Origin of the sequence: Streptomyces cinnabarinus (assembly GCF_027270315.1) — a bacterium.
In the GTDB taxonomy this organism is placed as follows: domain Bacteria; phylum Actinomycetota; class Actinomycetes; order Streptomycetales; family Streptomycetaceae; genus Streptomyces; species Streptomyces cinnabarinus.
Window position 1 is genome coordinate 7,016,781 of record NZ_CP114413.1, and the last position, 23,714, is coordinate 7,040,494.

The 23,714-nt window shown below is 71.8% G+C and carries 21 protein-coding genes; 10 read left to right on the forward strand and 11 right to left on the reverse strand.

The window, feature by feature from the left end; translation table 11 throughout:
* Position 1: 1 nt before the first annotated feature.
* On the reverse strand, positions 2 to 856 hold the full coding sequence (locus STRCI_RS31810) for an NmrA family NAD(P)-binding protein (protein WP_269662395.1): 855 nt from the start codon (positions 854 to 856) through the stop codon (positions 2 to 4).
* Between the two features lie 80 nt (positions 857 to 936).
* Here STRCI_RS31810 and STRCI_RS31815 point away from each other — a divergent pair, with 80 nt between their 5' ends.
* Both STRCI_RS31815 and STRCI_RS31820 read left to right on the forward strand, forming a co-directional pair.
* The gene (locus STRCI_RS31815; protein WP_269662396.1) at positions 937 to 1,872 is read left to right on the forward strand and encodes an AraC family transcriptional regulator; all 936 of its coding nucleotides are present in this window, start codon (positions 937 to 939) and stop codon (positions 1,870 to 1,872) included.
* Positions 1,873 to 1,874: 2 nt separating this feature from the next.
* Positions 1,875 to 2,552 carry a helix-turn-helix domain-containing protein gene (locus STRCI_RS31820; RefSeq protein ID WP_269662397.1) on the forward strand — a complete coding sequence of 226 codons (678 nt, stop codon included), beginning with the start codon at positions 1,875 to 1,877 and terminating at the stop codon, positions 2,550 to 2,552.
* Here STRCI_RS31820 and STRCI_RS31825 read toward each other — a convergent pair.
* Entirely contained in the window at positions 2,532 to 2,933 is a 402-nt protein-coding gene (locus STRCI_RS31825; RefSeq protein ID WP_269662398.1) for a VOC family protein, read from the reverse strand. The two genes, STRCI_RS31820 and STRCI_RS31825, sit on opposite strands and share 21 nt — an antisense overlap.
* Before the next feature lie 65 nt (positions 2,934 to 2,998).
* Positions 2,999 to 3,631 (reverse strand): VOC family protein, encoded by a 633-nt coding sequence (locus STRCI_RS31830; protein WP_269662399.1) that lies wholly within the window; start codon positions 3,629 to 3,631, stop codon positions 2,999 to 3,001.
* 62 nt (positions 3,632 to 3,693) lie between these two features.
* On the opposite strand from STRCI_RS31830, the gene STRCI_RS31835 reads away from it, so the two are divergent.
* The gene (locus STRCI_RS31835) at positions 3,694 to 4,284 is read left to right on the forward strand and encodes a hypothetical protein (protein ID WP_269662400.1); all 591 of its coding nucleotides are present in this window, start codon (positions 3,694 to 3,696) and stop codon (positions 4,282 to 4,284) included.
* A gap of 12 nt (positions 4,285 to 4,296) precedes the next feature.
* Here the strand turns inward: STRCI_RS31835 and STRCI_RS31840 are convergent, their stop codons facing one another.
* Complete coding sequence (locus STRCI_RS31840) at positions 4,297 to 5,313, reverse strand: DUF5954 family protein (RefSeq protein WP_269662401.1); 1,017 nt, start codon at positions 5,311 to 5,313, stop codon at positions 4,297 to 4,299.
* Positions 5,314 to 5,401: 88 nt separating this feature from the next.
* Here STRCI_RS31840 and STRCI_RS31845 point away from each other — a divergent pair, with 88 nt between their 5' ends.
* On the forward strand, positions 5,402 to 6,052 hold the full coding sequence (locus STRCI_RS31845; protein ID WP_269662402.1) for a ThuA domain-containing protein: 651 nt from the start codon (positions 5,402 to 5,404) through the stop codon (positions 6,050 to 6,052).
* A gap of 3 nt (positions 6,053 to 6,055) precedes the next feature.
* Here the strand turns inward: STRCI_RS31845 and STRCI_RS31850 are convergent, their stop codons facing one another.
* Both STRCI_RS31850 and STRCI_RS31855 read right to left on the reverse strand, forming a co-directional pair.
* On the reverse strand, positions 6,056 to 7,120 hold the full coding sequence (locus STRCI_RS31850) for a LacI family DNA-binding transcriptional regulator (RefSeq protein ID WP_269662403.1): 1,065 nt from the start codon (positions 7,118 to 7,120) through the stop codon (positions 6,056 to 6,058).
* Positions 7,121 to 7,236: 116 nt separating this feature from the next.
* The gene (locus STRCI_RS31855) at positions 7,237 to 8,259 is read right to left on the reverse strand and encodes a hydroxyacid dehydrogenase (protein ID WP_269662404.1); all 1,023 of its coding nucleotides are present in this window, start codon (positions 8,257 to 8,259) and stop codon (positions 7,237 to 7,239) included.
* Positions 8,260 to 8,474: 215 nt separating this feature from the next.
* Here STRCI_RS31855 and STRCI_RS31860 point away from each other — a divergent pair, with 215 nt between their 5' ends.
* On the forward strand, positions 8,475 to 10,055 hold the full coding sequence (locus STRCI_RS31860) for a carboxylesterase/lipase family protein (protein ID WP_269662405.1): 1,581 nt from the start codon (positions 8,475 to 8,477) through the stop codon (positions 10,053 to 10,055).
* Between the two features lie 29 nt (positions 10,056 to 10,084).
* On the opposite strand, the gene mmuM is transcribed toward STRCI_RS31860, so the two are convergent.
* Both mmuM and STRCI_RS31870 read right to left on the reverse strand, forming a co-directional pair.
* Complete coding sequence (gene mmuM, locus STRCI_RS31865; RefSeq protein ID WP_269662406.1) at positions 10,085 to 11,002, reverse strand: homocysteine S-methyltransferase; 918 nt, start codon at positions 11,000 to 11,002, stop codon at positions 10,085 to 10,087.
* A 75-nt stretch (positions 11,003 to 11,077) separates the two neighbouring features.
* Positions 11,078 to 12,649 carry an FAD-dependent monooxygenase gene (locus STRCI_RS31870; protein WP_269662407.1) on the reverse strand — a complete coding sequence of 524 codons (1,572 nt, stop codon included), beginning with the start codon at positions 12,647 to 12,649 and terminating at the stop codon, positions 11,078 to 11,080.
* A gap of 203 nt (positions 12,650 to 12,852) precedes the next feature.
* On the opposite strand from STRCI_RS31870, the gene STRCI_RS31875 reads away from it, so the two are divergent.
* Positions 12,853 to 13,935 carry a glycoside hydrolase family 43 protein gene (locus STRCI_RS31875; RefSeq protein ID WP_269662408.1) on the forward strand — a complete coding sequence of 361 codons (1,083 nt, stop codon included), beginning with the start codon at positions 12,853 to 12,855 and terminating at the stop codon, positions 13,933 to 13,935.
* Position 13,936: 1 nt separating this feature from the next.
* Complete coding sequence (locus STRCI_RS31880) at positions 13,937 to 15,349, forward strand: RICIN domain-containing protein (protein ID WP_269662409.1); 1,413 nt, start codon at positions 13,937 to 13,939, stop codon at positions 15,347 to 15,349.
* Positions 15,350 to 15,367: 18 nt separating this feature from the next.
* Here STRCI_RS31880 and STRCI_RS31885 read toward each other — a convergent pair whose 3' ends face one another.
* Positions 15,368 to 17,041: a rhamnogalacturonan lyase B N-terminal domain-containing protein gene (locus STRCI_RS31885; RefSeq protein ID WP_269662410.1), complete on the reverse strand. Its 1,674-nt coding sequence runs from the start codon at positions 17,039 to 17,041 to the stop codon at positions 15,368 to 15,370.
* A 190-nt stretch (positions 17,042 to 17,231) separates the two neighbouring features.
* Between STRCI_RS31885 and STRCI_RS31890 the strand changes: the two genes are divergently transcribed.
* Both STRCI_RS31890 and STRCI_RS31895 read left to right on the forward strand, forming a co-directional pair.
* A complete protein-coding gene (locus STRCI_RS31890) occupies positions 17,232 to 18,269 on the forward strand; it encodes a rhamnogalacturonan acetylesterase (protein ID WP_269662411.1) in 1,038 nt (345 codons plus the stop codon).
* Between the two features lie 63 nt (positions 18,270 to 18,332).
* Entirely contained in the window at positions 18,333 to 20,051 is a 1,719-nt protein-coding gene (locus tag STRCI_RS31895) for a DUF2264 domain-containing protein (RefSeq protein ID WP_269662412.1), read from the forward strand.
* Here STRCI_RS31895 and STRCI_RS31900 read toward each other — a convergent pair.
* Entirely contained in the window at positions 20,038 to 21,588 is a 1,551-nt protein-coding gene (locus STRCI_RS31900) for an MSCRAMM family protein (RefSeq protein ID WP_269662413.1), read from the reverse strand. The genes STRCI_RS31895 and STRCI_RS31900 overlap by 14 nt on opposite strands.
* Positions 21,589 to 21,812: 224 nt before the next feature.
* Positions 21,813 to 23,198 (reverse strand): hypothetical protein, encoded by a 1,386-nt coding sequence (locus STRCI_RS31905; RefSeq protein WP_269662414.1) that lies wholly within the window; start codon positions 23,196 to 23,198, stop codon positions 21,813 to 21,815.
* A gap of 81 nt (positions 23,199 to 23,279) precedes the next feature.
* On the opposite strand from STRCI_RS31905, the gene STRCI_RS31910 reads away from it, so the two are divergent.
* Entirely contained in the window at positions 23,280 to 23,648 is a 369-nt protein-coding gene (locus STRCI_RS31910; protein WP_269662415.1) for a VOC family protein, read from the forward strand.
* Positions 23,649 to 23,714 lie beyond the last annotated feature (66 nt).

Sequence of the window (23,714 nt, forward strand, 5' to 3'; positions counted from 1 at the left end):
GTCACGCCTTCCAGGCGCCCGCCGCCGAGGCCTCCCGGGCGAAGTCCGCGAAGTCGCGGGGCGCCCGGCCCAGGACGTCCTGGACGGTGTCCGTCAGATGCGCGTTGCGGCCGTCGAGGAGGGTCTCGAAGACCTCGATCAGGAGGTCCGCCTCCTCCCGCGGGACGCCGAACCCGGTCAGGGCCTCGCCGTACGCCGGTGCCGGCACCGGCGTGTAGGTCAGCTCGGCGCCCGTGGCCGCCGCCACCTCCGCGACCGCCCGGCGGAAGGAGAGCAGGCGCGGGCCGGTGAGTTCGAGGGTCTGCCCCGCATAGCGGTCCCCGGACGTCAGCACGGCCGTCACCACGTCCGCGATGTCCCGTACGTCGAGGAACGGCTCCTCGACCTCGCCCGCCGGGAAGACCAGCTCCCCGCCCTCGCGCAGCCCGTCCGCGAGCGGGCCCTCGCTGAAGTTCTGGGCGAACCACGCGGCCCGTACGACCGTCCAGTCCGCGCCCGACGACCTCAGCGCCTCCTCGGTCGGCAGCGCCTGGTCCTCGCCGCGCGCCGACAGCAGCACCAGCCGCCGTACGCCCAGCCCGACCGCCTCCCGGGCCAGCGCCCCGACGCCCTCGGCGGCCGCCGGGCTGCCCACGTCGGACGGGTACATCAGATAGGCGGCGTCGGCGCCGCGCAGGGCCTCCGCCCAGGTCGTCGGGTCCTCCCAGTCGAAGCCCCGGGACCGTGTCGCCTCCCGTACGTCGAGACCGGCCGCTCCGAGGGACTGGGCCACCCGGCTGCCGGTACGGCCCGAGGCGCCGGTCACCATCACGGTCGTGTTCTGTGTGTTCGTCGCGTTCTGCGTGTTCGTCGTCATGCGTCCAGTCAACGGCCGCGGGCGTCAACAGCCCATCGCCGAACGGCTCATTCCCATGCGCGCGCGTCTACGCTGGCGCCATGGACGCCCTTGCAGGTCTTCTTGACGGACCACGCGCGCGTGGCGCCTTCATGATCCGCGCGTGCTTCGAGCCGCCCTGGGCCGTGCGGATCGAGGACCGCGCCCCGCTGACCGTCATGCTCATGGTGCGCGGCGAGGCATGGATCACGCCGGACACGGGGGAGCGGGTGCGGCTCGGCCCCGGCGACCTCGCCATCGCCCGTGGCCCCGACCCGTACACCTGCGCCGACGACCCTGCCACGGCCCCGCAGGCCGTGATCCTGCCGGGCGGCGAGTGCTCCTACCCCGACGGCCGCCCCCTCAACGGCTCCATGGACCTCGGGGTGCGCACCTGGGGTGACCGGCTCGACGGCTCGGCGGTGATGCTGATCGGCACCTATCTGTGGCAGGGCGAGGTCAGCGGACGGCTGCTGGACGCCCTGCCGCCGCTGCTCTCGCTCCCCGCGGACGTGTGGGACTGCCCGCTCACGCCGTATCTGATGGAGGAGATCGTCCGCGACGAACCCGGTCAGGAGGTGGTCCTGGACCGGCTGCTCGACCTGCTGGTCATCGCCGCGCTGCGGGCCTGGTTCTCCCGGCCCGAGGCGGCGGCGCCGGCCTGGTACAAGGCGATGGCGGACCCGGTGGTCGGGCGGGTGCTGCGGCTGGTGCAGGACGATCCGGCGCATCCCTGGACGGTGGCGTCGCTGGCGGCCAAGGCGGGGGTGTCCCGGGCCGCGCTCGCCCGCCGGTTCACCGAACTGGTCGGCGAACCGCCGATGACCTACCTCACCGGCTGGCGGCTGGCCCTGGCCGCGGACGCGCTGCGGGACACCGGTGACACCCTCGACGCGATCGCCCGACGGGTCGGCTACGGCGGCGCGTTCGCGCTGTCCAGCGCCTTCAAGCGGGTGTACGGGGTGAGCCCGCAGGACCATCGGGCGCGGGGGGCGTAGCCATGTACCGGGAACGGCCGGCCCGGCTGTCCGGCGCCGTCGTGTGGGCCAGCACCCCGACCGGGGGCGGCGGTCGGGTCCTGCCCGACGGCTGCATGGACCTGCTCTGGCACGAGGGCCGGCTGATGGTCGCCGGGGCCGACACCCGGGCCCACCTCACCGAGGAGGACGGCGGTGCCTGGTACGGCCTGCGCTTCCGCCCCGGCGGCGCGCCCGCCTTCCTGGGCGTGCCCGCGCACGAACTGCGCGACCGGCGCGTGGACCTCGCCGATCTCTGGCCCGCCGCCGAGGTGCGCTGGCTCAACGACCGCATCGCGGGCGCCGCCGACCTCCCGACCGCGCTCGAAGAGCTGGTCCTGGAGCGCGCCGAGGCACCCGAGCCACTGCTGCGACGCCTCGTGGCGGCCCTGGACGCCGGCCGGCCCGTCGCCGCGACCGCCGACGAACTCGGGGTCGGCGCACGCCAGTTGCACCGGCGGGCCCTGGACGCCTTCGGCTACGGACCGAAGACGCTGGCCCGCATCCTGCGCTTCGGGCGGGCGCTCGAACTGGCCCGCGCCGAGGTGCCGTTCGCCGAGGCGGCGGCCCGCACCGGGTTCGCCGACCAGGCGCATCTGGCCCGGGACGTCAAGGAGTTGGCGGGGGTGCCGCTCGGGGTGCTACTCGGCCGCGGGCCCTAGCGGCGCGAACAGGTCGACACCGTGGCCGTCCGGGTCGTGCACAACCGCGTACCGCTGGCCCCAGAACGCGTCCCATGGCTTGTGCTCGCCGTGGTAGCCGGCGCCGACGAGTTCCTCGTAGACGGTGTCCACCTCGGCCGGGTCGTCGCACCGCAGGGCCAGCGAGTGCCGGGTGCCGGCGGGCGGCTGCCAGTCGGGAGTGAGGGAGCGGACAATCTCCTCGGTGTCCAGCATCAGCCGCAGCCCGCCGGGCAGCGGAGCCTCGGCGTGCGGCTCGGACTCGGCACCCTCGGGGAAGGCGAAGCCGAGGCGGCGGTAGAAGGTGACGGCGGCGGCCATGTCGGAGACCACCAGCCCGATGGCGTCGATACGTGGAGTCATGGGGCCACCGTAGGCAGCGGCGGCGTGATGGGTCTTGAAGGAAACGGACATGGCGGGGCGTGCGCTCAGTGGAAGGTCACGGGTCCGTTCGGGGTGTCCAGCGTGAACGAGATCCCCACCGGGCCCTCGGTGAGTGCGAGGCCGGTGCCCAGGAGGGACAGCAGCGGCCGGATCCCGTCCGGGTCCGGGGCGCTCGCGGACATCGACAGCAACGGCACCGTCGGCAGACCCGAGGCCGTGGGGTGCGCCGACCCGCCCCAGTCGATCAGGAACGGCACCAGGCCGGACGGATGGGCGGTGGCGCCGTCGGTCAGCCGCCACCGAAGGAGGGTGCCGTCGGGGCGGCGACGGCTCATCGGGCGCGCCGGGCCCGGGTCGTAGCCGTGCGCGCGGGCCTCGGCGATCGCCGCGTCCAGGTCGGGCGGGCTGATCGCCCAGGTGATCGTGCGGGGGCCGGTCGGACCGTCCGCACCGAAGGGACCCGGGGCGCCGGGCACCGACTGCTCCGGATCCGGGCCGATGATCTCCAGATAGCTGACGCCGCCCAGACCCACCAGGTGGTTCCGCGTGCCCAGGCCGACATGGGCACCGCCGGGGGCGGGTGTCACACCGGTGCGCCGGGTGAAGTCGGCGACCGTCGCGGCCAGGTCGGGAGTGGCGAGGACGAGGTGGTCCAACAGGGCGGGAATCGTGTTCATCGGCTTCGAGGCTATGCGGATTCCCGGCTCCGATGGAACAGGTGTGCGGCAGGATGAGGGGCATGATCCATCAACGGGGTGTTCTGACCACACTGCTCCTCTCCTCCCTCCTGCTCACCGCCTGCGGCTCCGAGAAGTCCGCCGACCCGGCCGCCGACCCGGCCGAACTCGCCTCCCGTGCCTCGGCGTTGGGCATCGCGCCGGAACACGTCTACGTCACCGAGGCGCCCGGCTTCACCCTCGCCCAGCAGTCCGTGGGCGTGATCGGCGACGACGGCTTCTCCGCCGTGTACGTCTCCCAGAAGAACGGCGCCCAGCTCCAACTCTCCGTGGACCGGGGCACGATGACCGCCGCCCGCTGCGCCGAGGAGACGAGCACCACCTGCGAACGCGACGGCGACGCCTGGCACGGCGGCCAGGAGTACGCCATACCGAAGAAGGGCCATGTGGTCCGGGTCAAGGGCGACGGCATTCCCGAGGGCGTGCTCCGCGAGGCCGCCCAGGCCGTGCACCGCCCGTCGGAAGCCGAATTGGACGCCCTGCTCCCGGCCACCGGTGCGGGAGGCGGCGCGAGCGGCGGCGGTGTGGAGCGCGGCGATCTGCCCCCGGACGGTGACGGGGCGCCGGACAACGAGCAGAACGCCACCGGCTGAACCGGCCCCGCCCTACTCCTCGGCGATCTTGCCGTTCTCGTCCATCGTCGGATGCAGCCGTATGGGCCCGTACTCGTCATGGTCCGAGGGGCGCGCGGGCTCGGGGCCGTCCGGGCCCATGCGGAGCATCCGCTCCACCCGGCACAGCCGGAAGTGGCGGTCCGCCACCGACACCTCGTCGGCGCGGCCGAGCGCCCGGAATTCCTCGGCCGCCTTCGCGTACACGGCCCGCGTCGCGTCGTCGTAGCGGTACAGCACGGCCCATACCTCGGCCATCCCGTCGTACAGCTGACGCCGGGCCTCGTGCGGGGTCGCCGCGAGCCCGCCGGAGGGCTCCCAGCCGCCCGGGCCGCGCTCGACCACGCCGAAGGAGACCGGCAGCAGCACGATGTCCGGGTGGGAGTCGACCGCCCGCTCGGAGTCGGCGCGCACCGGGTCGGGGACGCGGGCGCCGACGTAGGAGAAGTCCCGCAGCCCCAGCCGGGTGGCCCCGGCCATCGGGCCCTCGTCGTGCCCCGGATCCAGGACGAAGCCGACGTCGGGGCCGGGCGGGTACCGGCGGGGCCGCTCCCAGCAGGGTGCGGTGGGCTGCGGGTCCGTGGGCCTCGGCGGCTCCAGGTTCGCGCCGTCGCCGCGCGCGAACTCGTCGGCGCGCACCACCCGGTAGCGGACCCCGCACGCCGCCACCTCGTTCACCGGCTCCTCGTCCAGCAGCGCCACCGCGGCCAGCAGCTCACGCCGTACCGCCGGATCGTCGGGGCCGTCCTTCGCCGCGAACCACAGATGGGAGTTGAGGCTGTCCCGGGCCACCTGCGGCATGGGATCCACCACCGGCTTCAGCAGCCGCCAGCGCTCTCCCGCGGCGGGGTCCAGCACGGCCACTCCGAACACCGGTCCGCGCAGGGCGAGATGGGGATAGCGCAGCGAGGCGTCCACCGCGTCGGCCTCCCGCACCCAGGCGGCCGGGTCGTCCCGGCGGATCAGCTCCTCCTGGAGGGCGTCGATGCGTTGCCGCCAGTCATCCGTCATGCACGCATTGTCGTGGGGCGCGCGCGGAGCGGAAGACGAACCGACCCAACCATGAGGCCCGTTGGGGCCCAGGGGCTAGGCTCGTCCGATGGGGCCACGGCTGCTCGTGTACACACGGACGACCGGCTACCGGCACGACTCCATCCCGGCCGCCGTCGACTGTCTGCGCACGCTCGGGGAGTTCGAGGTCGACCACACCGAGGATCCGGGCGCGCTCGCCGGGCCGCTGGAGGCGTACGGCGCCGTCGTGTTCCTCTCCACCAGCGGTGAGGTGCTGACCCCGGCCGGACGGGAGCGGCTGGCCGGGTACGTCGAGGCGGGCGGCGGCTTCGTCGGGGTGCACGCGGCGGCCTGCACCGAGTACGAATGGCCTTACTACGGCGAGCTGTTGGGCGCCCGCTTCGCCCGCCACCCGCGCCTCCAGCCGGGCCGCGCCCTGATCGAGGACCCCGACCACCCGGCGACCCGCCGGCTGCCGTCCGTCTGGGACTGCACGGACGAGTGGTACGACTTCACCACCAACCCGCGTGCCACCGTACGGGTGTTGATGCGTGCCGACGAGTCGTCGTACGAGGGCGGCGGCATGGGCGCCGACCACCCCCTGGCCTGGTGCCGTGAGCAGGGCGCCGGACGCGTCTTCTACACCGCCCTCGGCCACACCGCCGAGTCCTACGCAGACCCCGACTTCCGCGCCCACCTCCGGGGCGGGATCGGCTGGGCGACGAAGCTCGAACCCTGAGAGCTAACTCCGACTTGTGGACCATGACAACCGCGGTGCCGTCGTGCTCGCCCGCTCCACCAGCCGCGTCGACAGCTCCGTGCGGGTGCTCTCCGGGCGGTCCCCGTCCATCATGCGCACCAGCAGCCGCAGGGCCGTCGCCGCCATCTCCGACAGCGGCTGGCGGACCGTGGTGAGCGCGGGAGTGATCCAGCGGGACTCGGGCAGATCGTCGAAGCCCACGACGCTGATGTCGTCCGGGACGCTCAACCCCCGTTCGGCCAGGGCCGCGTAGACCCCGTGCGCCATTCGGTCCGAGCAGACGAAGAGCGCCGTCGGGGGCTCGGGCAGGTCCAGCAGCTCCAGGGTCCGCCGGTGGGCGAGGCGGTGGTCGGAGCCGGTGTGCCGGACGTACTCCGGCCGGTGCCGCAGACCCGCCGAGGCGAGCGCCGAACGGTAGCCGGCCACCCGGGCGTCACTGGCCAGCGTGCGCTGATGCCCGGCGACCACGGCGATCCGCTGATGGCCGAGCGCCAGCAGACGCTCGGTCGCGGTGACCCCGCCCTGCCAGTTCGCCGCACCCACCGACACCACCCCCGGCGGCGGTTCCAGCAGGGGGTCGATCATCACGAACGGAATGCGGTGCTGCTCCAGCCAGCCGTACTGGGCGGCGGTGAGGTCGGGCAGGTGGAACAGCACCCCGGCGGAGCCGCGCGCCGTCAGCTTTTCCTGCCAGCCGCGCTCCGGTCGGCCGCTCGTCGCCCGGGGCTGCCCCGCCGAGACGACCACCTCAAGACCGGCGTCGTGCGCCGCCGCCTCCACCCCGTGCAGAACCGTGCCGGACCAGGAGGTGTCCAGCGAGTCCACCACCAGGTCGATCAGACCGGGCGTCCGGACGGCGTCGAAGCGCGGTCTGCGGACGTAACCGAGCCGGTCCAGCGCCTCGGTGACCCGTCGCCGGGTCTCGGGCGCCACGTCCTCGCGGCCGTTGACGACCTTGGAGGCGGTCGGCACCGACACCCCCGCCTCGCGGGCGACGACCGCCAGGGTCGGCCCGGCCGCCACGTTCGCACTCCCCGTACGGACCATCGGGAACCACCTCTCCGGCCCGCCCGAGGGCCATGAAAAGTTACCAGCGCGAAATAGTAAGCGCTTCCTACCCTAGGTTCGCCGCAGGATCAGGGGAAGAGCCGGTGCCGCCGGTGCTACGCGACCCTCGTCAGGTCCGCCCGCCGCACCTCGTGCAGCGGGGGACGGCCCGTGGCCAGGCGCTCCAGTTCCGCCACGACGGTACGGCCCAGCCGCTCCAGCTCGTTGCCCAGCGAACCCGCGATGTGAGGGGTCAGGAAGACGTTGGGCAGGCGGTAGAGGGGCGAGTCGGCGGGAAGGGGCTCGGGTTCCGTCACGTCGAGGATCGCGGTGAGACGGCCGGAGACCAGCTCGGCGGTGAGGGCCTCCGGGTCGATCAGGGCTCCTCGGGACGTGTTGACCAGGACCGCGCCGTCCCGCATCAGGGCCAGCCGGGGGGCGTCGAGCATGCGGTGGGTCTCGGGGATGTCGGGGGCGTGCAGGGTGACGATGTCGCTGGTGCGCAGCAGCTCGTCCAAGGGGAGCAGGCCGGCTCCCAGGGCTGCCGCGTCGGCGGGGGTCGCGTACGGATCGTGCAGGCGGAGCGTGAAGTCGAAGGGGCGGAGCAGCTCCAGCAGGCGTCGGCCCACCCGGGAGGCGCCGATCACGCCGACCCGGCGGCCCATGTTGCCGGTGTGCGCGGTCTCGGCGTGGGTGGGGTGGGTGTGGGTCGCGCAGTAGCGGTCGCGGTGGGCGAAGGTGTCCTTGCCCGCCAGCAGGATCATGGCGAGCGTGTACTCGGCCACGGGGAGCGCGTTGGCCGAGACCGCGCTGGAGACGGTGATGCCGCGGCGCCACACCGCCTCGCCGACGAGGGCGCGGACCGAGCCCGCGGCGTGCAGGACCGTGTGGAGCCGGGGGGCGGCCGCGAGGAGACCGGCGTCCAGGTGGGGGGCGCCCCAGCCGGTGATCAGGACCTCCGTGCGCGACAGGGCCGCCGCGGCCGAGGGGCCGGTGAAGTCCGTCAGGACCAGTGCCGGGTCGATGTCGCACACCTGCCGCAGCCGGGCCGTCAGCTCCGGGGGGAACAGCCGGGGGGCGTGGACGGGGTCCATCGCGAGTACGGCCCTCGGTCGCGGGGCGGGGCGGCTGGGTGGCATGGCTCTCCCGGAGGCTGAGGGAACGGGGTCGGAAAGCACATTTCAGAAAGCGCCTTCTACCGTAGATCCGGGGGAAAACAGTGGTCAATGACGCGACTGGTCGTGGGCGCCGAGGGCGGCGCCCGCGCCCGTCGGCTCTTGCACCGGAATACATCCGGGCGAGGTGATGCTCTGATGAGAACGGTGCGGAAGCGTGGCGAAGGGCTGGTGGGCGCATGGCGGCGGACCGGACGGAACCCGTGGTCAGCACCCCTTACGGGGCTGTGCGTGGCAGATACGAGCACGATGTCGCGGTCTTCCGGGGCATCCCGTACGCGGCGCCCCCCTTCGGGCCCCGCCGGTTCCGGCCGCCGCTGCCCCCCGAGCCCTGGGACGGCGTACGGGACGCCGGCGTCTTCGGGCCCACGGCGCCGAAACCGCCGTACTCGGAAGCCTTCGCGCAGTATCTGTCCGACCCGGTGGTGGCGGGGGAGGACTGTCTCAACCTGAATGTGTGGACGCCCGAACCCGGCCCGGGCGCGCGGCTGCCGGTCATGGTGTGGCTGCACGGGGGCGCGCTGACCCGCGGGTCCTCCGGTGTGCCGGTGTACGACGGGCGGCACTTCGCCCGGGACGGGATCGTGCTCGTCTCGGTGAACTACCGGCTGGGCGTCGAGGGGTACGGGCTGTTCCCCGACGCCCCCGCCAATCCCGGGCTGCGGGACCAGCTCGCCGCCCTGGAGTGGGTGCGCGCCTCGATCGGGGCCTTCGGGGGTGACCCCGACCGGATCACCCTGTTCGGGCAGTCCGCCGGGGCCATCAGCACCGGCGCGCTGCTCGCCGCCCCGCAGGCGCAGGGGCTGGTCCGGCGGGCGATTCTGCAGAGCGGGCCGCCGGAGGTCGCCGAGCGGGACAAGGTACGGCGGATGGTGCGCCGGATGGCCACCCGGCTGAAGGTGCCCGCCACCGCCGCCGCCTTCGCCGAGGTCGACCGGCAGTTGCTGCTGCGTACCCAGGCCGAGGTGGGCAGGCTCAGCAGCCCGGTGCTCGGCGGGCCCGCCTTCGGGATCGTCGAGGACGGCGATCTCGTGCCCGGCGATCCGCTGCAGGCGCTGGTCGAGGGCGGGGCCGCCCGCGGAGTCGAGCTGATGACCGGGTGGACCCGCGACGAGTACCGGCTGTGGCTGGTGCCGGGCGGGCTGCTGGAGCGGGTCGACCGGCTCGGGCCGGTCGCGCTGGCCGGTGCCATGGCCCGCTGCCGCTGCGGACACGAGGTGGCCCGCGGCTACCGCACCCTGCACCCCGAGGCCGGCACCGCCGAGATCGTCGGCCAGATGGTCACCGACCATCTGCTGCGGATCCCGCTGCACCGGCTCGCCGACGCCCGCCCCGGCACCACCCACGTCTACGAGTTCGCCTGGCCGTCCAACCGACCGGACCTCGGCTCCTGCCACGCCCTGGAGCTGGGCTTCGTCTTCGACACCGGCCGGGCCCCCGAGTCTGCGAAACTCGCCGGTGAGGGCGCCCCGCCCGAGCTCTCCGCCACGATGCACGGCGCCTGGGTGCGGTTCGCCGAGGACGGCGACCCCGGCTGGCGGCACTGGGACGCCACCCACCCGGTGCGGATCTTCGGCGAGGGCGAACCGCACACCGTGAACGGCCCCCGCGACCGCGAACTGGCCCTGTGGGCCGCCGACGCCGCGTCCGAGGAACCCGCACCCGCACCGGACCCGGCAGACGGTTCACCCCTGCGCGGTACGGAACTGCGGTCGGTGGTACGGCGGCTCCGGATCCCCGGCGCGGTGCGGCGGCACTGATCCTCCTCCCAGGGGTGGACCAGAGGCGTTCACCCCGACTGAGTCCGCAACGCCCCCGAGATCCCCGAGATCGCCTCCGGCCCCACCCGGCAGCAGCCGCCGATCAGCCGTGCGCCGCTGTCGTGCCAGCCGCGGACCTGGGGCGGGGCGAAGCGGGAGTCGCCGCGCCAGGTGCGGGCGTCCGCGTCCCAGGACTCGCCGCTGTTGGGGTAGACGACGACCGGCTTGCCGGTGACCCGCGCCGCCGTCTCGACCGCCCCCTCCACATCCTCCGGAGCGCAGCAGTTGACGCCGACCGCGATGATCTCGTCCGCATGGGCGGCCAGTGCGAAGGCCTCCTCCAGCGGCTGGCCCGCGCGGGTGCGGTCACCGGCCACGGAGTACGACAGCCAGGCCGGGACGCCGAGTCCGCGCACCGCGCGCAGCAGGGCCCGGGCCTCGTCGGCGTCCGGGACGGTCTCCAGCGCGAGGACGTCGGGTGCCGCGCCCGCCAGCACCTCCAGCCGGGGGCGGTGGAAGCGCTCCAGTTCGTCGAGGCTCAGGCCGTAGCGGCCGCGGTACTCGGAGCCGTCGGCGAGCATCGCGCCGTACGGGCCGACGGAGGCCGCCACCCACAGCGGCCGCTCCGCCTTGGCCCGGCGGGCCGCCTCGCGGGCCAGTTCCACGCTCAGCGCGAGCAGCTCGGCGGCCCGCTCAGGTCCGATCCCGCGCCCCGCGAACCCCTCGAAGGTGGCCTGGTAGCTGGAGGTGATCGCCACGTCCGCGCCGGCCTCGAAGTAGGCGAGGTGCGCCTCGGTGATCGCCTCGGGCCGCTCGGCGAGCAGCCGTGCCGACCACAGCTCGTCGCTGAGGTCGTGTCCGGCGGACTCCAGCTGGTTGGACATCCCGCCGTCGAGGACGACGGGACCGGCTGCGAGCGCCTGGGCGAGGGTGGTGTCGCTGGTCATGTCATGACGTTAGTCCAAAGGTGGACGGACGGCCGGTGGCGTCCAACATGCGATCCGTTCGTCCGTCATGTGGGATCAGTGGCCGGTGATCACCGCCAGTGCCTCGCGCACCGCGCGGTCGCCCGGCGGGCCGTCGGGCCAGCGGGCGCCGACATGGCCGTCGGGGCGGACGAGCACCGCTCCCCGGGGGCCGAGGCCGCAGGCGTCGGTGTGCTCGGCCGGCAGGGTCTCGACGCGCAGCGGCCAGGACGGGGCTTCCTGCCCCTTCCAGGCGCCGGGGTCCGGCGTGAACAAGGTGAACCACTCGCCCAGGGCGTCGAGCGAGGAGCGGTCCGGGCCCAGCCGGAAGTGCGGCATCCGGTGGCCGGGCCGCGCCGTGGGGACGTAGTCCGTTCCCGGGTCGTCCGGCTCGGGCGGGGCGCTGCCGTCCGGGAGCACCGCGGCCGAGTCGTAGGTGACGCCGAGGATGAGCCCGAGCTGTGCGAAGTACCTTTCCGACCAGGGCAGTTCGATCTGTTCGGAGGATGGCGCCCCGGAGCCCAGCTGCTCCCGGCGCCGGGCCTGCACCTGGAACAGCAGCTGGGCGTTGGCGACCGCCTGGCGCAGTGTCCGCTCGGCGACGGGGTGCCGTTCCGGCTCGTAGGTGTCCAGCAGTCCCGGCGCGGCCCAGCCGCGCAGCACACCCGCCAGCTTCCAGCAGAGGTTGTGCACATCGGCCAGCCCGGCGTTCATGCCGAGGCCGCCGGTGACGGGGACGGCGTGTGCCGCGTCGCCGGCCAGCAGGATCCGGCCGTGCCCGAAGCGTTCGGCGACGAACGCCTTCATCTCCCAGTGCTGCACGCGCAGTACGTTCACCGGCACGTCGTCGGGAGTGTCGAGCAGGCGGGTGACATACGCCCGCCAGTCGGTGTCCTCCGTGGCCTCGGGGACGGGGCCGAGCCACGCCCAACCGCCTTCGGGATAGAGGGGGATGAGGGAACCGTGGGCGAGGAAGTACACCCCCGCCGGGTGCTGGGCGCACCAGCGGTCGAGGTCGGCGTCGAACACCACGGTGGTCACGTCGGCGATCGCCCCGGGGCCCTCGGTGCCGATGTCCAGCAGGCGCCGGACCGTGGAGGTCGCGCCGTCCGCGGCGAGTACGTAGCGCGCGCGGACGTGGGTCCGGACGCCCCGCTCATGGTCCAGGAGTTCGGCCACGACGCCGTCGGACTCCTCGGTCACCTCGATGAGTTCGGACCCGAACCGCACCGGTGCGGCGGCCGCGCCCAGCAGATGGGGTTCCAGCCGGTCCTGCGTGGTGACCACGCCCAGCACCGGACTCTCGGGGATCGGGGTCTTGACCCCGACCCAGTCCGCCCCCGCGTAGTCGGGGCTGTTGAGGGTCTCCCGGAAGCGGATGCTGCCGAACTCCGGGCGGAAGGCGGCGCCCGCGACCTTCTCGTCCAGTGCCAGCCCGCGCAGGATCTCCATCGACCGCACGTTGACCAGCCGGGACCGGGGGAAGGGCGACAACTCGCGGTACTTCTCGACCAGCAGGACCTCGACGCCCCAACGCTCCAGTAACGCACGGGCGGTGAGTCCCACTGGCCCACCACCGACGACCAACACCTCGACCTCGTCGTCCACGACGACGTTCTGATCCGTCATGAGATAGATCTCATCACTCGTTGAGTTCAGCCGCAATGGGCCGGCCTGTGCCAAGCCGGGCGGCCGTTTGGTCACGCCGGACCCGTTGACCTCCCTGTAACGCACCTCTACCTTTTCGGCGTTCGGGATCACAGATGCGGTTCGTGGTTTCGAACACTCTGTGAGTGTCCCGAGGTCACCCCCACCCCCGAGAGGCAGTCCGTATGACCCGCGAAGACGACGACCTGCCGCACATCCCGAGTCGCCGACTGATGCTGAAGGGCGTCATGGCCGGCGCCGCCCTCGCCGCGACCCCCACCGTGGCCAGTGCCGCCCCGAGCCCCGAGAAGGCAGCTCCGTACGTGAATCCGCTCGTCCTCAACCGTGCCGACCCGCACATCCACCGCCACTCCGACGGCACTTATTACTTCACTGCCACCGTGCCGGAGTACGACCGCATCATCCTGCGCCGCGCACGCACCCTCGGCGGTCTCGCCACCGCCGCCGAGTCCGTCATCTGGCGCAAGCACGCCACCGGGAACATGGGCGCCCACATCTGGGCGCCGGAGATCCACCGCATCGGCGGCAAGTGGTACATCTACTTCGCCGCGGCGCCCGCCGAGGATGTGTGGGCCATCCGGATCTGGGTGCTGGAGAACGCCAACCCCGACCCCTTCAAGGGCACTTGGGTGGAGCGCGGCCAGCTCAGGACCCAGTGGGAGACCTTCTCCCTGGACGCCACCACCTTCACTCACCGCGGCACCCGCTATCTCTCCTGGGCCCAGCACGAGCCCGGCATGGCCAACAACACCGCGCTGTGGCTGTCCAGGATGGCCAACCCCTGGACCCTCACCGGCTCCCAAGTCCGGCTGTCCACGCCGGAGTTCGACTGGGAGTGCATCGGCTACAAGGTCAACGAGGGCCCCTCGGTCATCGCCCGCAACGGACGGCTGTTCATGTCGTACTCGGCCAGCGCCACGGACTGGCACTACTGCATGGGCCTGCTCACCATCGACGCGGACGCCGACCTGATGAACCCCGCGAACTGGACCAAGTCCCCGGCCCCGGTCTTCACCAGCAACGACACGACCCGGCAGTACGGCCCCGGCCACAACAGCTTCACCGTCGCCGAGGACGGCCGCACCGACGTCCTCGTCTACCACGCCCGCCAGTACAAGGAGATCGTCGGCGACCCGCTGAACGACCCCAACCGGCACACCCGCGTCCAGACCCTCGGCTGGCACCCCGACGGCACACCCGACTTCGGCGTTCCCGTGGCCGACAGCGCGACAGAGGAGAGTGCCTGAGATGAGACGCGCGTACGCGATCCTGCTCGCCCTCTGTCTGGCGCTGACCGGTGCCCTCGTCGCCGCCGGGCCCGCACAGGCGGCACCCCAGACCGTCACCAACGGCATCCAGTTCACGGACACTTCGGGCAGCCCCCTGCACGCACACGGCGGCGGAGTCATCAAGGTCGGCGCGTACTACTACTGGTTCGGCGAGAACCGCAACGCCGACAACACCTTTCGATACGTCGACGCCTACCGCTCCACCGACCTGAAGAACTGGGAGTTCCGCAACCACGTCCTGACCGAGGCCACTGATCCGGAGCTGGCCACCGCCAACATCGAGCGGCCCAAGGTCATGTACAACGCGGCCACCGGCAAGTTCGTGATGTGGATGCACAAGGAGAACGGCGTCGACTACAGCGAGGCGCGCGCCGCGGTCGCCGTCTCCGACACCGTGGACGGCGACTACACCTGGCAGGGCAGCTTCCGCCCGCTCGGCCAGCACATGTCCCGGGACATCACGGTCTACGTCGACACCGACGGCACGGGCTACATGGTCTCCGCCGCCCGGGAGAACTACGACCTGCACATCTACCGGCTCACCGCCGACTACACCGGCATCGCCGCCCTGGTCGCCGACCCCTGGCACGGCGGCCACCGCGAGGCCCCGGCGCTGTTCAAGCGGGGCGGCGTCTACTTCATGCTCACTTCGGGCGCCACCGGCTGGAGCCCCAACCAGCAGCAGTACGCCACCGCGACGTCCCTCGCCGGTCCCTGGACCGCCATGACCAACATCGGCGACTCCACCACCTACGGCTCGCAGACCGCGTACGTCCTTCCCATGCAGGGGAGTTCGGCCACCTCTTATCTCTACCTCGGCGACCGCTGGGGCAACTCCTTCGGCGGGACCGTCAACGACTCCCGCTATGTGTGGCTGCCGCTGACCTTCCCGAGTTCCACCACGATGTCCATGTCCTGGACTCCGGAGGTTACGATCGACACGGCCACCGGTGCGGTCAACGGCACGAGCGCCACGTACAACACGCTGATCGCCCGGCACTCCGCCAAGTGCGCCGATGTGACCAGCCAGTCGCAGTGGCAGGGCGCCCAGATCAAGCAGTACGACTGCAACGGCGGCAACAACCAGAAGTACTGGTTCAAGTCCGTCGGCGGCGGCTACTACCGGCTGATGGCCCGGCACAGCTCCCTGTGCCTGCAGGAGAACTCGAGCACGGTCACCCAGGAGAACTGCAGCGCCTCGGCGACGAACCAGCAGTGGTCGGTGACCACCACCGGCTCCTACGTCAACGTCGTCTCCCGCGCGAGCGGCGAGTGCCTCGACGTGAACGGCGCGTCCGCCGCCAACTCCGCCGCGATCATCACGTACACCTGCAACGGAGGCGCGAACCAGCACTGGACGCACGGGAGTTGACTCCGTCTTGGGTCAGCCTCAGGCCAGCAGGTCGATCGCGTCGATCGAGGTGCCGGCGCTGAGATAGGACGTCGTCCCCGAACCGCTCACCACGTTGATCCGCAGCGTGTTGTAGGCGCCGGTGTCCGTCAGCCAGGCGGAGGCCGGGACGCTGTAGGTGAAGGTGTGGTTGTTGCCGCGGTAGGAACCGTTGGTCAGCGACCGGGTGTTCGGCTGGGTGGGCGGGGAGGGGATGGCGGACGTCCAGGTGTCGTTGACGACGACCTGCGGGCGGCCGTTGGCGTAGGCCGTCGTCACGCCGATGCGCAGGGTGTGCGCGGCGGCGGCCTGCGCGGCGGTGAGCCGGAAGTACACGACGATCCCGCTGTTGACGTCCTTCCAGAGGTAGCAGGGGAAGGCGGAGGTCTCGCTGCCGCTGCCGATCACCACGTTCCCCGTCCAGGCGGCGGCCCGGACGTCGGACGGGTGCGCGTACGTCATCAGATCGGCGTTCTTGAACCCTCGGGGCGTGCCGTTCCAGTCGCCGATCCGCCAGATCGCGCTCGCGTTGGAGGGGTCGTTGCAGGAGGGGATCGCGATCGTGTTCAGGGTGGTCGTCGCTCCCGCGCTGACCGTCACCGAGCCGGTGTGCACGGCGAGTTCGTCCTTGTAGACGGTCAGCGTGTACGTCCCCGGCAGCACTCCGGGGATGGAGAACCAGCCGTCCGAGGCGCGCGCCGAACCCCAGTACTGGGCGGCCGAGTTGGCGAGGCCCACGGTGTAGGCGTACGCCGTGTTCCGGCCGCTGATGCCGACCCCGGCCACCCGGCCCCGGCCGCTCGCGCCGACGTGGCCCGACATGCCGAGCGAGTCCGCCCAGGAGGTGGTGAGGGGCCCCGGGAAGAGGGCGGAGGAGGGTGCGCCGCCATCGGTGAGGGCGATGACGTACGGGCCCTGGAGGCCGAAGCGTTGCGCCTCGGTCTGGTTCTGGCCGTAGTGCAGGATCTCGTACAGGCCGCCGCCGTCCGCGCTCTGGTGGCGCAGCAGCGAGCGGTAGAAGGGGCCGCCGGAGGCCTTCTCATGATTGCTGCGCACGATCCACAGGCCGACCCCGCCGGCCGACCAGCCGACGTAGTCGTAGTCCATCACCCGCCGCTTGGAGTAGTGCTTGGAGCGGGTCTGGCCGTCGGACTTGGCGAAGACGTCGGAGGCCTCGATGGTGGTGGGCGCGTAAGTGTAGGAATCGGGCTCGTCGTTGAGGAACAGCCCGGCCTTGACGCGCAGGATGAAGCGGGTCGCGGACACGGATGTGTCGGCCTTGTTGGTCCACACGTAGATGTTGTTCTCGCCGCTGCGGGCCGCGTAGTAGTGCTTCAGCGTGCCGAAGGTGACGGAGACCAGGACCGTCGATCCGGACTGGGCGATGGTGACGGTGGAGGAGCCGAGGCCGGACTCGATGTGCGAGTTCTTGCCGTCGTAGCCCTGGTACTCCACGCCCCGGTAGACCAGCGAGGACAGGTCGCCGTTGGACTTGCTGACCTTGAAGACCAGGTTGGCGCCGGTGTCGACGACGTAGTTCGAGCCGTCGTCGCTCCAGCCGAAGGCGGCGGCGGAGGCAGTGCCGCCGAGGGCCGCGGTGCCTGCCGTGGCCGCGGCGCCGAGGACGAAGGTACGGCGGCCGACCGGTCCGGACGCGGGCATGGGGGGAGCCATGGGTGCCTCCTTCGGGAGGTGTGTGTGGGGGCGGGTGTGACCGAGGTTGACAGTTGAATCGATTTCGCGAAAGGGCTTTCGCTGCCTGGATGTTGGCAACCTTGTAAATCTGAGCCAAAGTCTAGAAAGCGCTTGCCAATGGCGGTACGGTCCAGCGCCAGGACTGGTCGCCGTGACGGAGGAGGCGCGAGTGAGACGTTTCAACATCGGGGTGCTGGTGGCGGTGACGCTGGGCGCGGGCCTGAGCGCCGTACCCGCGCAGGCCGCCGGGCCGGCCGGTGGCCTCGCCAACTGCACCGCCGGCGCCTGCCACTTCGACGTCCCGCCCGGCACGTACGAGGTGCGGGTGCTGCTCGGCGGGGACGCGGAGTCGAGCACGTCCGTCACCGGCGAGACGCGGCGCGCCCTGCTCCCCGAGACGGCCGCGTCCGCCGGTGAACGCGTCGCCCGCAGCTTCACCGTGAACGTCCGCACCCCCGAGGGCGAACCGACCGGCGCCGCCGGAACTCCCGGCCTCGACCTGGCGATCGGCGGCTCGGCGCCCGCGCTGGCCGGCATCCGGGTGACCCCCGCCCGGCACGCCCGGCAGATCTTCCTGGTCGGCGACTCCACCGTCTGCGACCAGCCCGGCGACCCCTACACCGGCTGGGGCCAGCGGCTTCCGCAGTACCTGCGCAAGGGACTCTCGGTCGCCAACTACGCGGATTCCGGGGAGAGTACGGTCACCTATCTGGGGAACCCGCAGCTGTGGGCGACGGTCCAGCCGCAGATCCGCCGAGGCGACCTCGTGCTGATCCAGCTCGCCCACAACGACAAGACGACGGACGAGGCGACCTACCGCGCCAACCTGGAGGCGCTGGTGGCCGGGGTCCGGGAGCGGGGCGGCGAGCCCGTGCTCGTCACCCCGATCGTGCGGCGCTGGTTCAACTCCGACGGGACCCTCGACAACGGCACCGCGCTCCTGGTCAACGGCCTCGGTGTGGACCATCCGGCGGTCATCCGTGCGGTCGCCGCCGACAGGTCGGTCCCGCTGATCGACCTGACGGCCCGGACGAAGGCGCTGGTCGAGTCGCTCGGCGTCGAGGGCTCCAAGTCCCTGTACCTGTACAACGAGAAACGGGACAACACCCACACTTCGGTCCGCGGCGCCACGGCGTACGCGGAGATCGTCCGCGACGAACTTCTCGACCGGGGTCTGGTGCCCGAGGGCCTTGTGCGGGTGGGATGAACCCCTGAGGCGTCCCGACCGGAACCGGGGCGCCTCAGGCCACTGCTGGAAGGAACGCCGCTGATGGACCTGCCCGCCGACGACCGCGCCCTGAGCCCCCGGACCGGCTTCACCCGCGCGCACTGGGAGGCGGCCGCCGACGTCCTGCTCGCCGGGGTGGAGCCGTACGCCACCGCCGACCGCGCCCTCTACCACCTCCCCGGCGACCGGCAGAGCTTCTCCGGCCGCCTCTCCGACGGCCTGGAGGGCTACGCCCGTACGCTCCTGCTGGCCGCCTTCAGCCGGGACGAGACGGCCCTGGAGCGCTACGCCGACGGACTGGCCGCCGGTGCCGCCGGCGCCTGGCCCCGCGTTCAGCACCGCAGCCAGCCCCTGGTGGAGGCTGCGTCCATCGCCCTGGCCCTGCGCCTGACCCGCCCCCTGCTGTGGGACCGCCTGGACGACGCCGTGCAGCAGCGCGCGGCCCAGTGGCTGGGCGACGCGCTGACGGCCGAACCCTGGCCGTGCAACTGGGAGTTGTTCCCGGTGACGGTGGGCGGCTTCCTCCAGTCGATCGACCACGAGCCGGAGGCTTCGCGGAAGGCGATCGACCGCGGCCTGGAACGCATCGAGCAGTGGTACCTCGGGGACGGCTGGTACACCGACGGCGACGGCCGCAAGTTCGACTACTACAACGGCTGGGCGATGCATCTCTACCCGATGCTGCACGCATGGCTGTCGGACGACGCCGATCTCCTGAACCTCTACGGCGGCAGGCTCTCCCGCCATCTGACGGACTACGCCCACCTGTTCGCCGCCGACGGCGCCCCGATGCACCAGGGCCGCTCCCTGACGTACCGCTTCGCGACCACGGCCCCCCTGTGGCTGGGCGCCCTGACCGGCCACACCCCCCTGCCCCCGGGGCAGACCCGGCGCCTCGCCTCGGGCGCCCTGCGCCACTTCCTGGAGCGCGGCGCGGTGGACGACCGGGGCCTGCTCACCCTGGGCTGGCACGGCCCGAACCCCGCGGTGCTCCAGGACTACTCCGGCCCCGCGTCCCCGTACTGGGCCAGCAAAGGGTTCCTGGGTCTGCTGCTCCCACCCGACCACGAGGTCTGGACGGCACCCGAGGAAGCATCCCCGGCGGAGGGCCCGGACTCGGCGTACCCGATCGCCCCGCCCAACTGGCTTCTCCAGTCCACGACTTCCGACGGCCTGGTCCGCCTCCACAACCACGGCAGCGAGCACGCCGACTACGACCCCTACTATTCGCGGCTCGCGTACTCCACGACGACGGAGCCGTCCCCGGCGCACGACAACAGCGTCTTCGTCGGCGACGACCCGAGCCGCACCGGCATCGAGCCCCTGGGCGCCGGCGACGACTGGGCGGCGTCGCGGCACACGGTGGCCTCCGGGGCGAGGGTGACGAGCGCGGTGCTGGTGCGTGGAGCCGTGGAGGTGAGGGCGTACCTGGTGGCGGGCGCGGAGCCCGGCACACCGGTGCGGGTGACCGGGTGGGCGGCGCCGGACGGCGTACGGGCCGAACTGCGGCCGCTCGTCGGCCTCGACGACTCGCTCACCGGAGTCACCGGAGCGGACGCCACCCTCTTCGTCGCCCTGGCCAGGCTCACCGCGCAGCCGGATCCGCGCCCGCTGGCGGATCTGGTCTCGGTCGTCGTGACCGGCACGGAGCTGCACGTGACCTGGGAAGACGGCACCGAGACGGGTCTCGACGTGCAGGTGCCCCGGCCGGGACGGACCCGGCCGGGGCACCCCGAGGACGGTCAGGTCACGGGTCGATGACCACCGTGCAGGTGTAGGTGCCGGGCGGCAGGTCCGGGAAGGTCGCCGACGTGGGTGTCACGTTGGTGGCCGTCTGGCCGTTGCAGGAGAACTCGGACTGGGTGGCGCCCGTCACCTGGGGGATGGCGGTGAGCGTGAGGTCCGTCAGTGGCGTGTTGCGGAAGGAGACCGTCTCGCCGTTGTACGGGTTGTCCGTGCAGCTCGCCTTGGAGTCGACGGTCACCTCCTTGGGCGCGTTGTCCGCGTAGCCCGCGTGGTCGCCCTCGGTCACCGTGTAGGTGCCGAACGGCAGGTTGTTGAAGCATGCTTGACCGTTGGCGTCGGTCGTCGCGGTGGCGCCGTTGCTCAGCGTGAAGGTGATCCCCTCGTGGGCGTGGTCACCGGGACCGCTGGCGGCGTGCTTGCGGACCTTGGTGACGCGGATCGCGCCCATCTGGCGGGGGTCGGAGAAGTTCAGCGTCTCCGTCTCGTTGGCGACGACGGTGACATGCTGGTCGGGTGCCGGGTCGTGGCCCGTCGGGACGACCGTCTCGTGCACCCAGTACTCGCCCTGCGGGACGTCGTCGATGGTGCAGGTGCCGTTCACGGTCGTGCACTTGAAGGTCGTGGCCGTGTCCTCGTCACCACGCGTGCCGTTGAGGGGGGCGTTGTCCTTGTAGAGCGTGAACTCGGCTCCGTCGAGCTCCTCGTCCTGGTCGTCCGTCTTGTTGATCTGCACGCTGCCGCAGTTGGAGATGTCGACGCTCTGCGGGGGGATGAAGTCCTTCAGCGCGGAGTTGAAGGCGTCCGAGGCGCGGCTCTTGAGATACGCCGAGGCGAAGGACTTGCAGGTGGTGCCGTTGCCGCCGAGGACCGCGGCCAGGCTGATCTGCGCCTCACCGAAGGTACGGGCGTCCAGGGCGCCGAGTCCGTCGCTGTCCCCGGCCGCGATGGCGGTGGTGTTGATCGAGGCGGCGGCCCTGATCGGTGGGCTGGTCAGGTTGGTGGCGGGCCCCCACGCGCTGCCCGTCCAGGTCCGGATCGAGATGACCGGCCGGGTGCCGCCCTGGGACAGGTCGTAGGTGATCAGCACGTCGCCGGTGGTCCGCACCGGGGTGACGCCGTTGGTGCTGAGCGTCTCGGACTGGTTGAACTCGAAGTCCATGTTCGTGGTGCCGGTCGGCTCCTGGACCCGGCTCCAGAACATGTTGAGGAAGCCGGTGGTGCTGGCCCCCTCCTGGTAGACGCCGAAGAAGCGCAGATCGCTCTTGTTCGGCGGGATACCGCCGTCGACGACCGACGGAACCGCGCTGTCCTCCTTGGCTCCCTGGCCGAACGAGGTGTCAGCGTTGCCGATCGCGTTGTCCGGTACCCGGATCTCGGCGACGCTGTCCCAGTCGTCGGGGCTGTTGGGGTTGTCGACGACGAGGTTGGCGTCGGTGTCGATCTCGAAACCGCTGCCGGCCAGGCTGGGCGGCGGCGCCTGGGCCACTGCCACACTGGCCGAGAGAAGTCCGCAGCCGAGCAGGACGGCCGTGGCCGCCGTCCTGAAGGCCACGGACCCGCCGCGTCTGCGTCGCTTGCCTGTCCGCACGGATACATGCAGGGAATCGGTCACTGCTAGGTCCTCCCGAGGTGCGTGAACTGCCCAGCAGTGGTAGCACGTCAAAAGGCCTCGTTTTACGGATTTCCATCGCCGCGCTGAATCAAGGCACCCGAACACGGCAATTCGAGGGAGCCAATCAACCCATTCCGCATATGAAGAAACAAGTTCATTTCTCCCTATGGCTTGAGGCGGCCCACCTTCAGGGTCGTCGTGGTCGGGGACGCCCCCGTGAGCGTCGTGTTGTACGACGGTGCGACCGGGGCGTAGGCCCAGTTCAGCGTCCCGTCCTTCTGGACCGCCAGGTCGCCGGTGATCCGGGCGGTGACCACCTTGTCCGCGCTCCGGAACTTGCCGTTCCAGTCGATGAGCCGCAGATGCGTCCCGGCGAAGGTGCCGGTGCAGGTGCCCTTCGCGCACTTGGCGTTCTTCAGGGATTCCCAGGAAAGCAGCAGCCGGTCCTTGCCGTACGGGGCGAGGCGCACATTCACATGTTCGGTGCCCTTGGTGTTCGAAAGGTAAATTGCCTTTCCGGGACCTGCATTTCGGTTCTTCAGAAAGACGACCGCCACCTGATGCGTGCTGGTCTTCGGCTTCACGGTCCACCCCCGCCCGCTCGCGTCGTCCGGGTTCTTCGCGGCCGAGGCCGCGCCGCGGGAGGCGAAGGCGGTGGCGTAGCGGCCGGTGGAGGACTTCACCAGGTCGCCGGTGCGGCCCGCGAACGTGCCGCCGCAGTAGCCCGCCCAGCACTGCTCCCGCTGGACCACCGGCGCGGTGTCGGGGGCGCCGATGCCGGTGGAGACGAAGAGGCCGGAGCGCCAGTCGTCGAAGCAGAGGGAGGTGAAGGCGCCGGTCTTCTCCGGGTGCAGGGCGACGCCCTCGTTGTGGCTGCACCCCCAACTCCAGCCGCCACTCAGCTTCTTGCCCTTGGCACTGACGTAGGACAGCTTGTCCCCGAAGTGACCGTCGGCGAAGCCGCCCGCGCCGTGCACGACGAAGTACGCGCCGTACTTGGTGCCGTTCCAGGTGAGCTGGCCGTCCAGCAGCGGGGCCGTGTCGTGGGAGGCCGTGCCCGTGAGCTTGGTGGACCAGGTCTTCTTGCCGCCCGTGTAACGGACGATCGCCGCCGCTGTCTCCTTCCACTTGTTGCTGTCGGCGACCCGGGTCAGCAGCGCGAACCCGTCGTCGTGCGCGACCAGCCCCCCGACCTCCTTGGCCCCCTTGACCACCGTGTCCGCCCCCGACCGCTTCCCCGCCGAGGTGAGCGGCGTGACATGGATCCCGTCCGAGGCGGGCCACGCCACCCGCAGACTCCCGTTCGGCGCCACGGCCGTAGCGGTACGGGTCCACTCCCGCGTGTTGTTGTAACCGGCGGAGAGATAGGGGAACTTGGCGGGCAGGCTGACGGTGGTGCTGGTGACGGCGAGGGTGGGGGACGTCGCCGCCCCGGCCGTGGCGTACCACGCGCCCGCCAGCAGTCCGGCCGCCGCGAGCGCGCCTATGGCGGGCTTCCGGGCGGCGCGGATGCGGCGGTGGCGGGACGGAGTGCGTCGTGCTGATGTCATGCCGGGTGGTTGCCGCCGGGGGCGGGAAGGTTGCCGTTATCTCGTTGCCGGGTGTGCCGGGTCCGGATGAGAATCGCGCGCATGACTTCCGTGATCCGGCACACCACCGTCGACAGCACCGACGCCTACGCACTCGCCCAGTTCTGGTCGAAGGTCCTGGACCTGCCCGTGCACGAGGACGACAGGCCCGGCGACGAGGAGGTGCTGATCGAGGAGGCGAAGGTGCTCTTCATCAACGTGCCGGAGGCCAAGACCGTCAAGAACCGGCTGCATTTCTGCCTCCAGCCGGAGGACCGCAGCCGCGACGAGGAGATCGACCGCGTCCTCGCCCTCGGCGCCACCCTGCAAGCCGACCGACGCAACCCGGACGGCACGGGCTGGGCGGTTCTGGCGGACCCCGAGGGCAACGAGTTCTGCGTGCTGCGGAGCGCGACGGAGCGGGCGGGCTGACGGTCACCGGCGCGGCTCCGGTCATTGTTCGGCCGGGGCCGAAGCCACCCGGGCCTACGGTGCGGT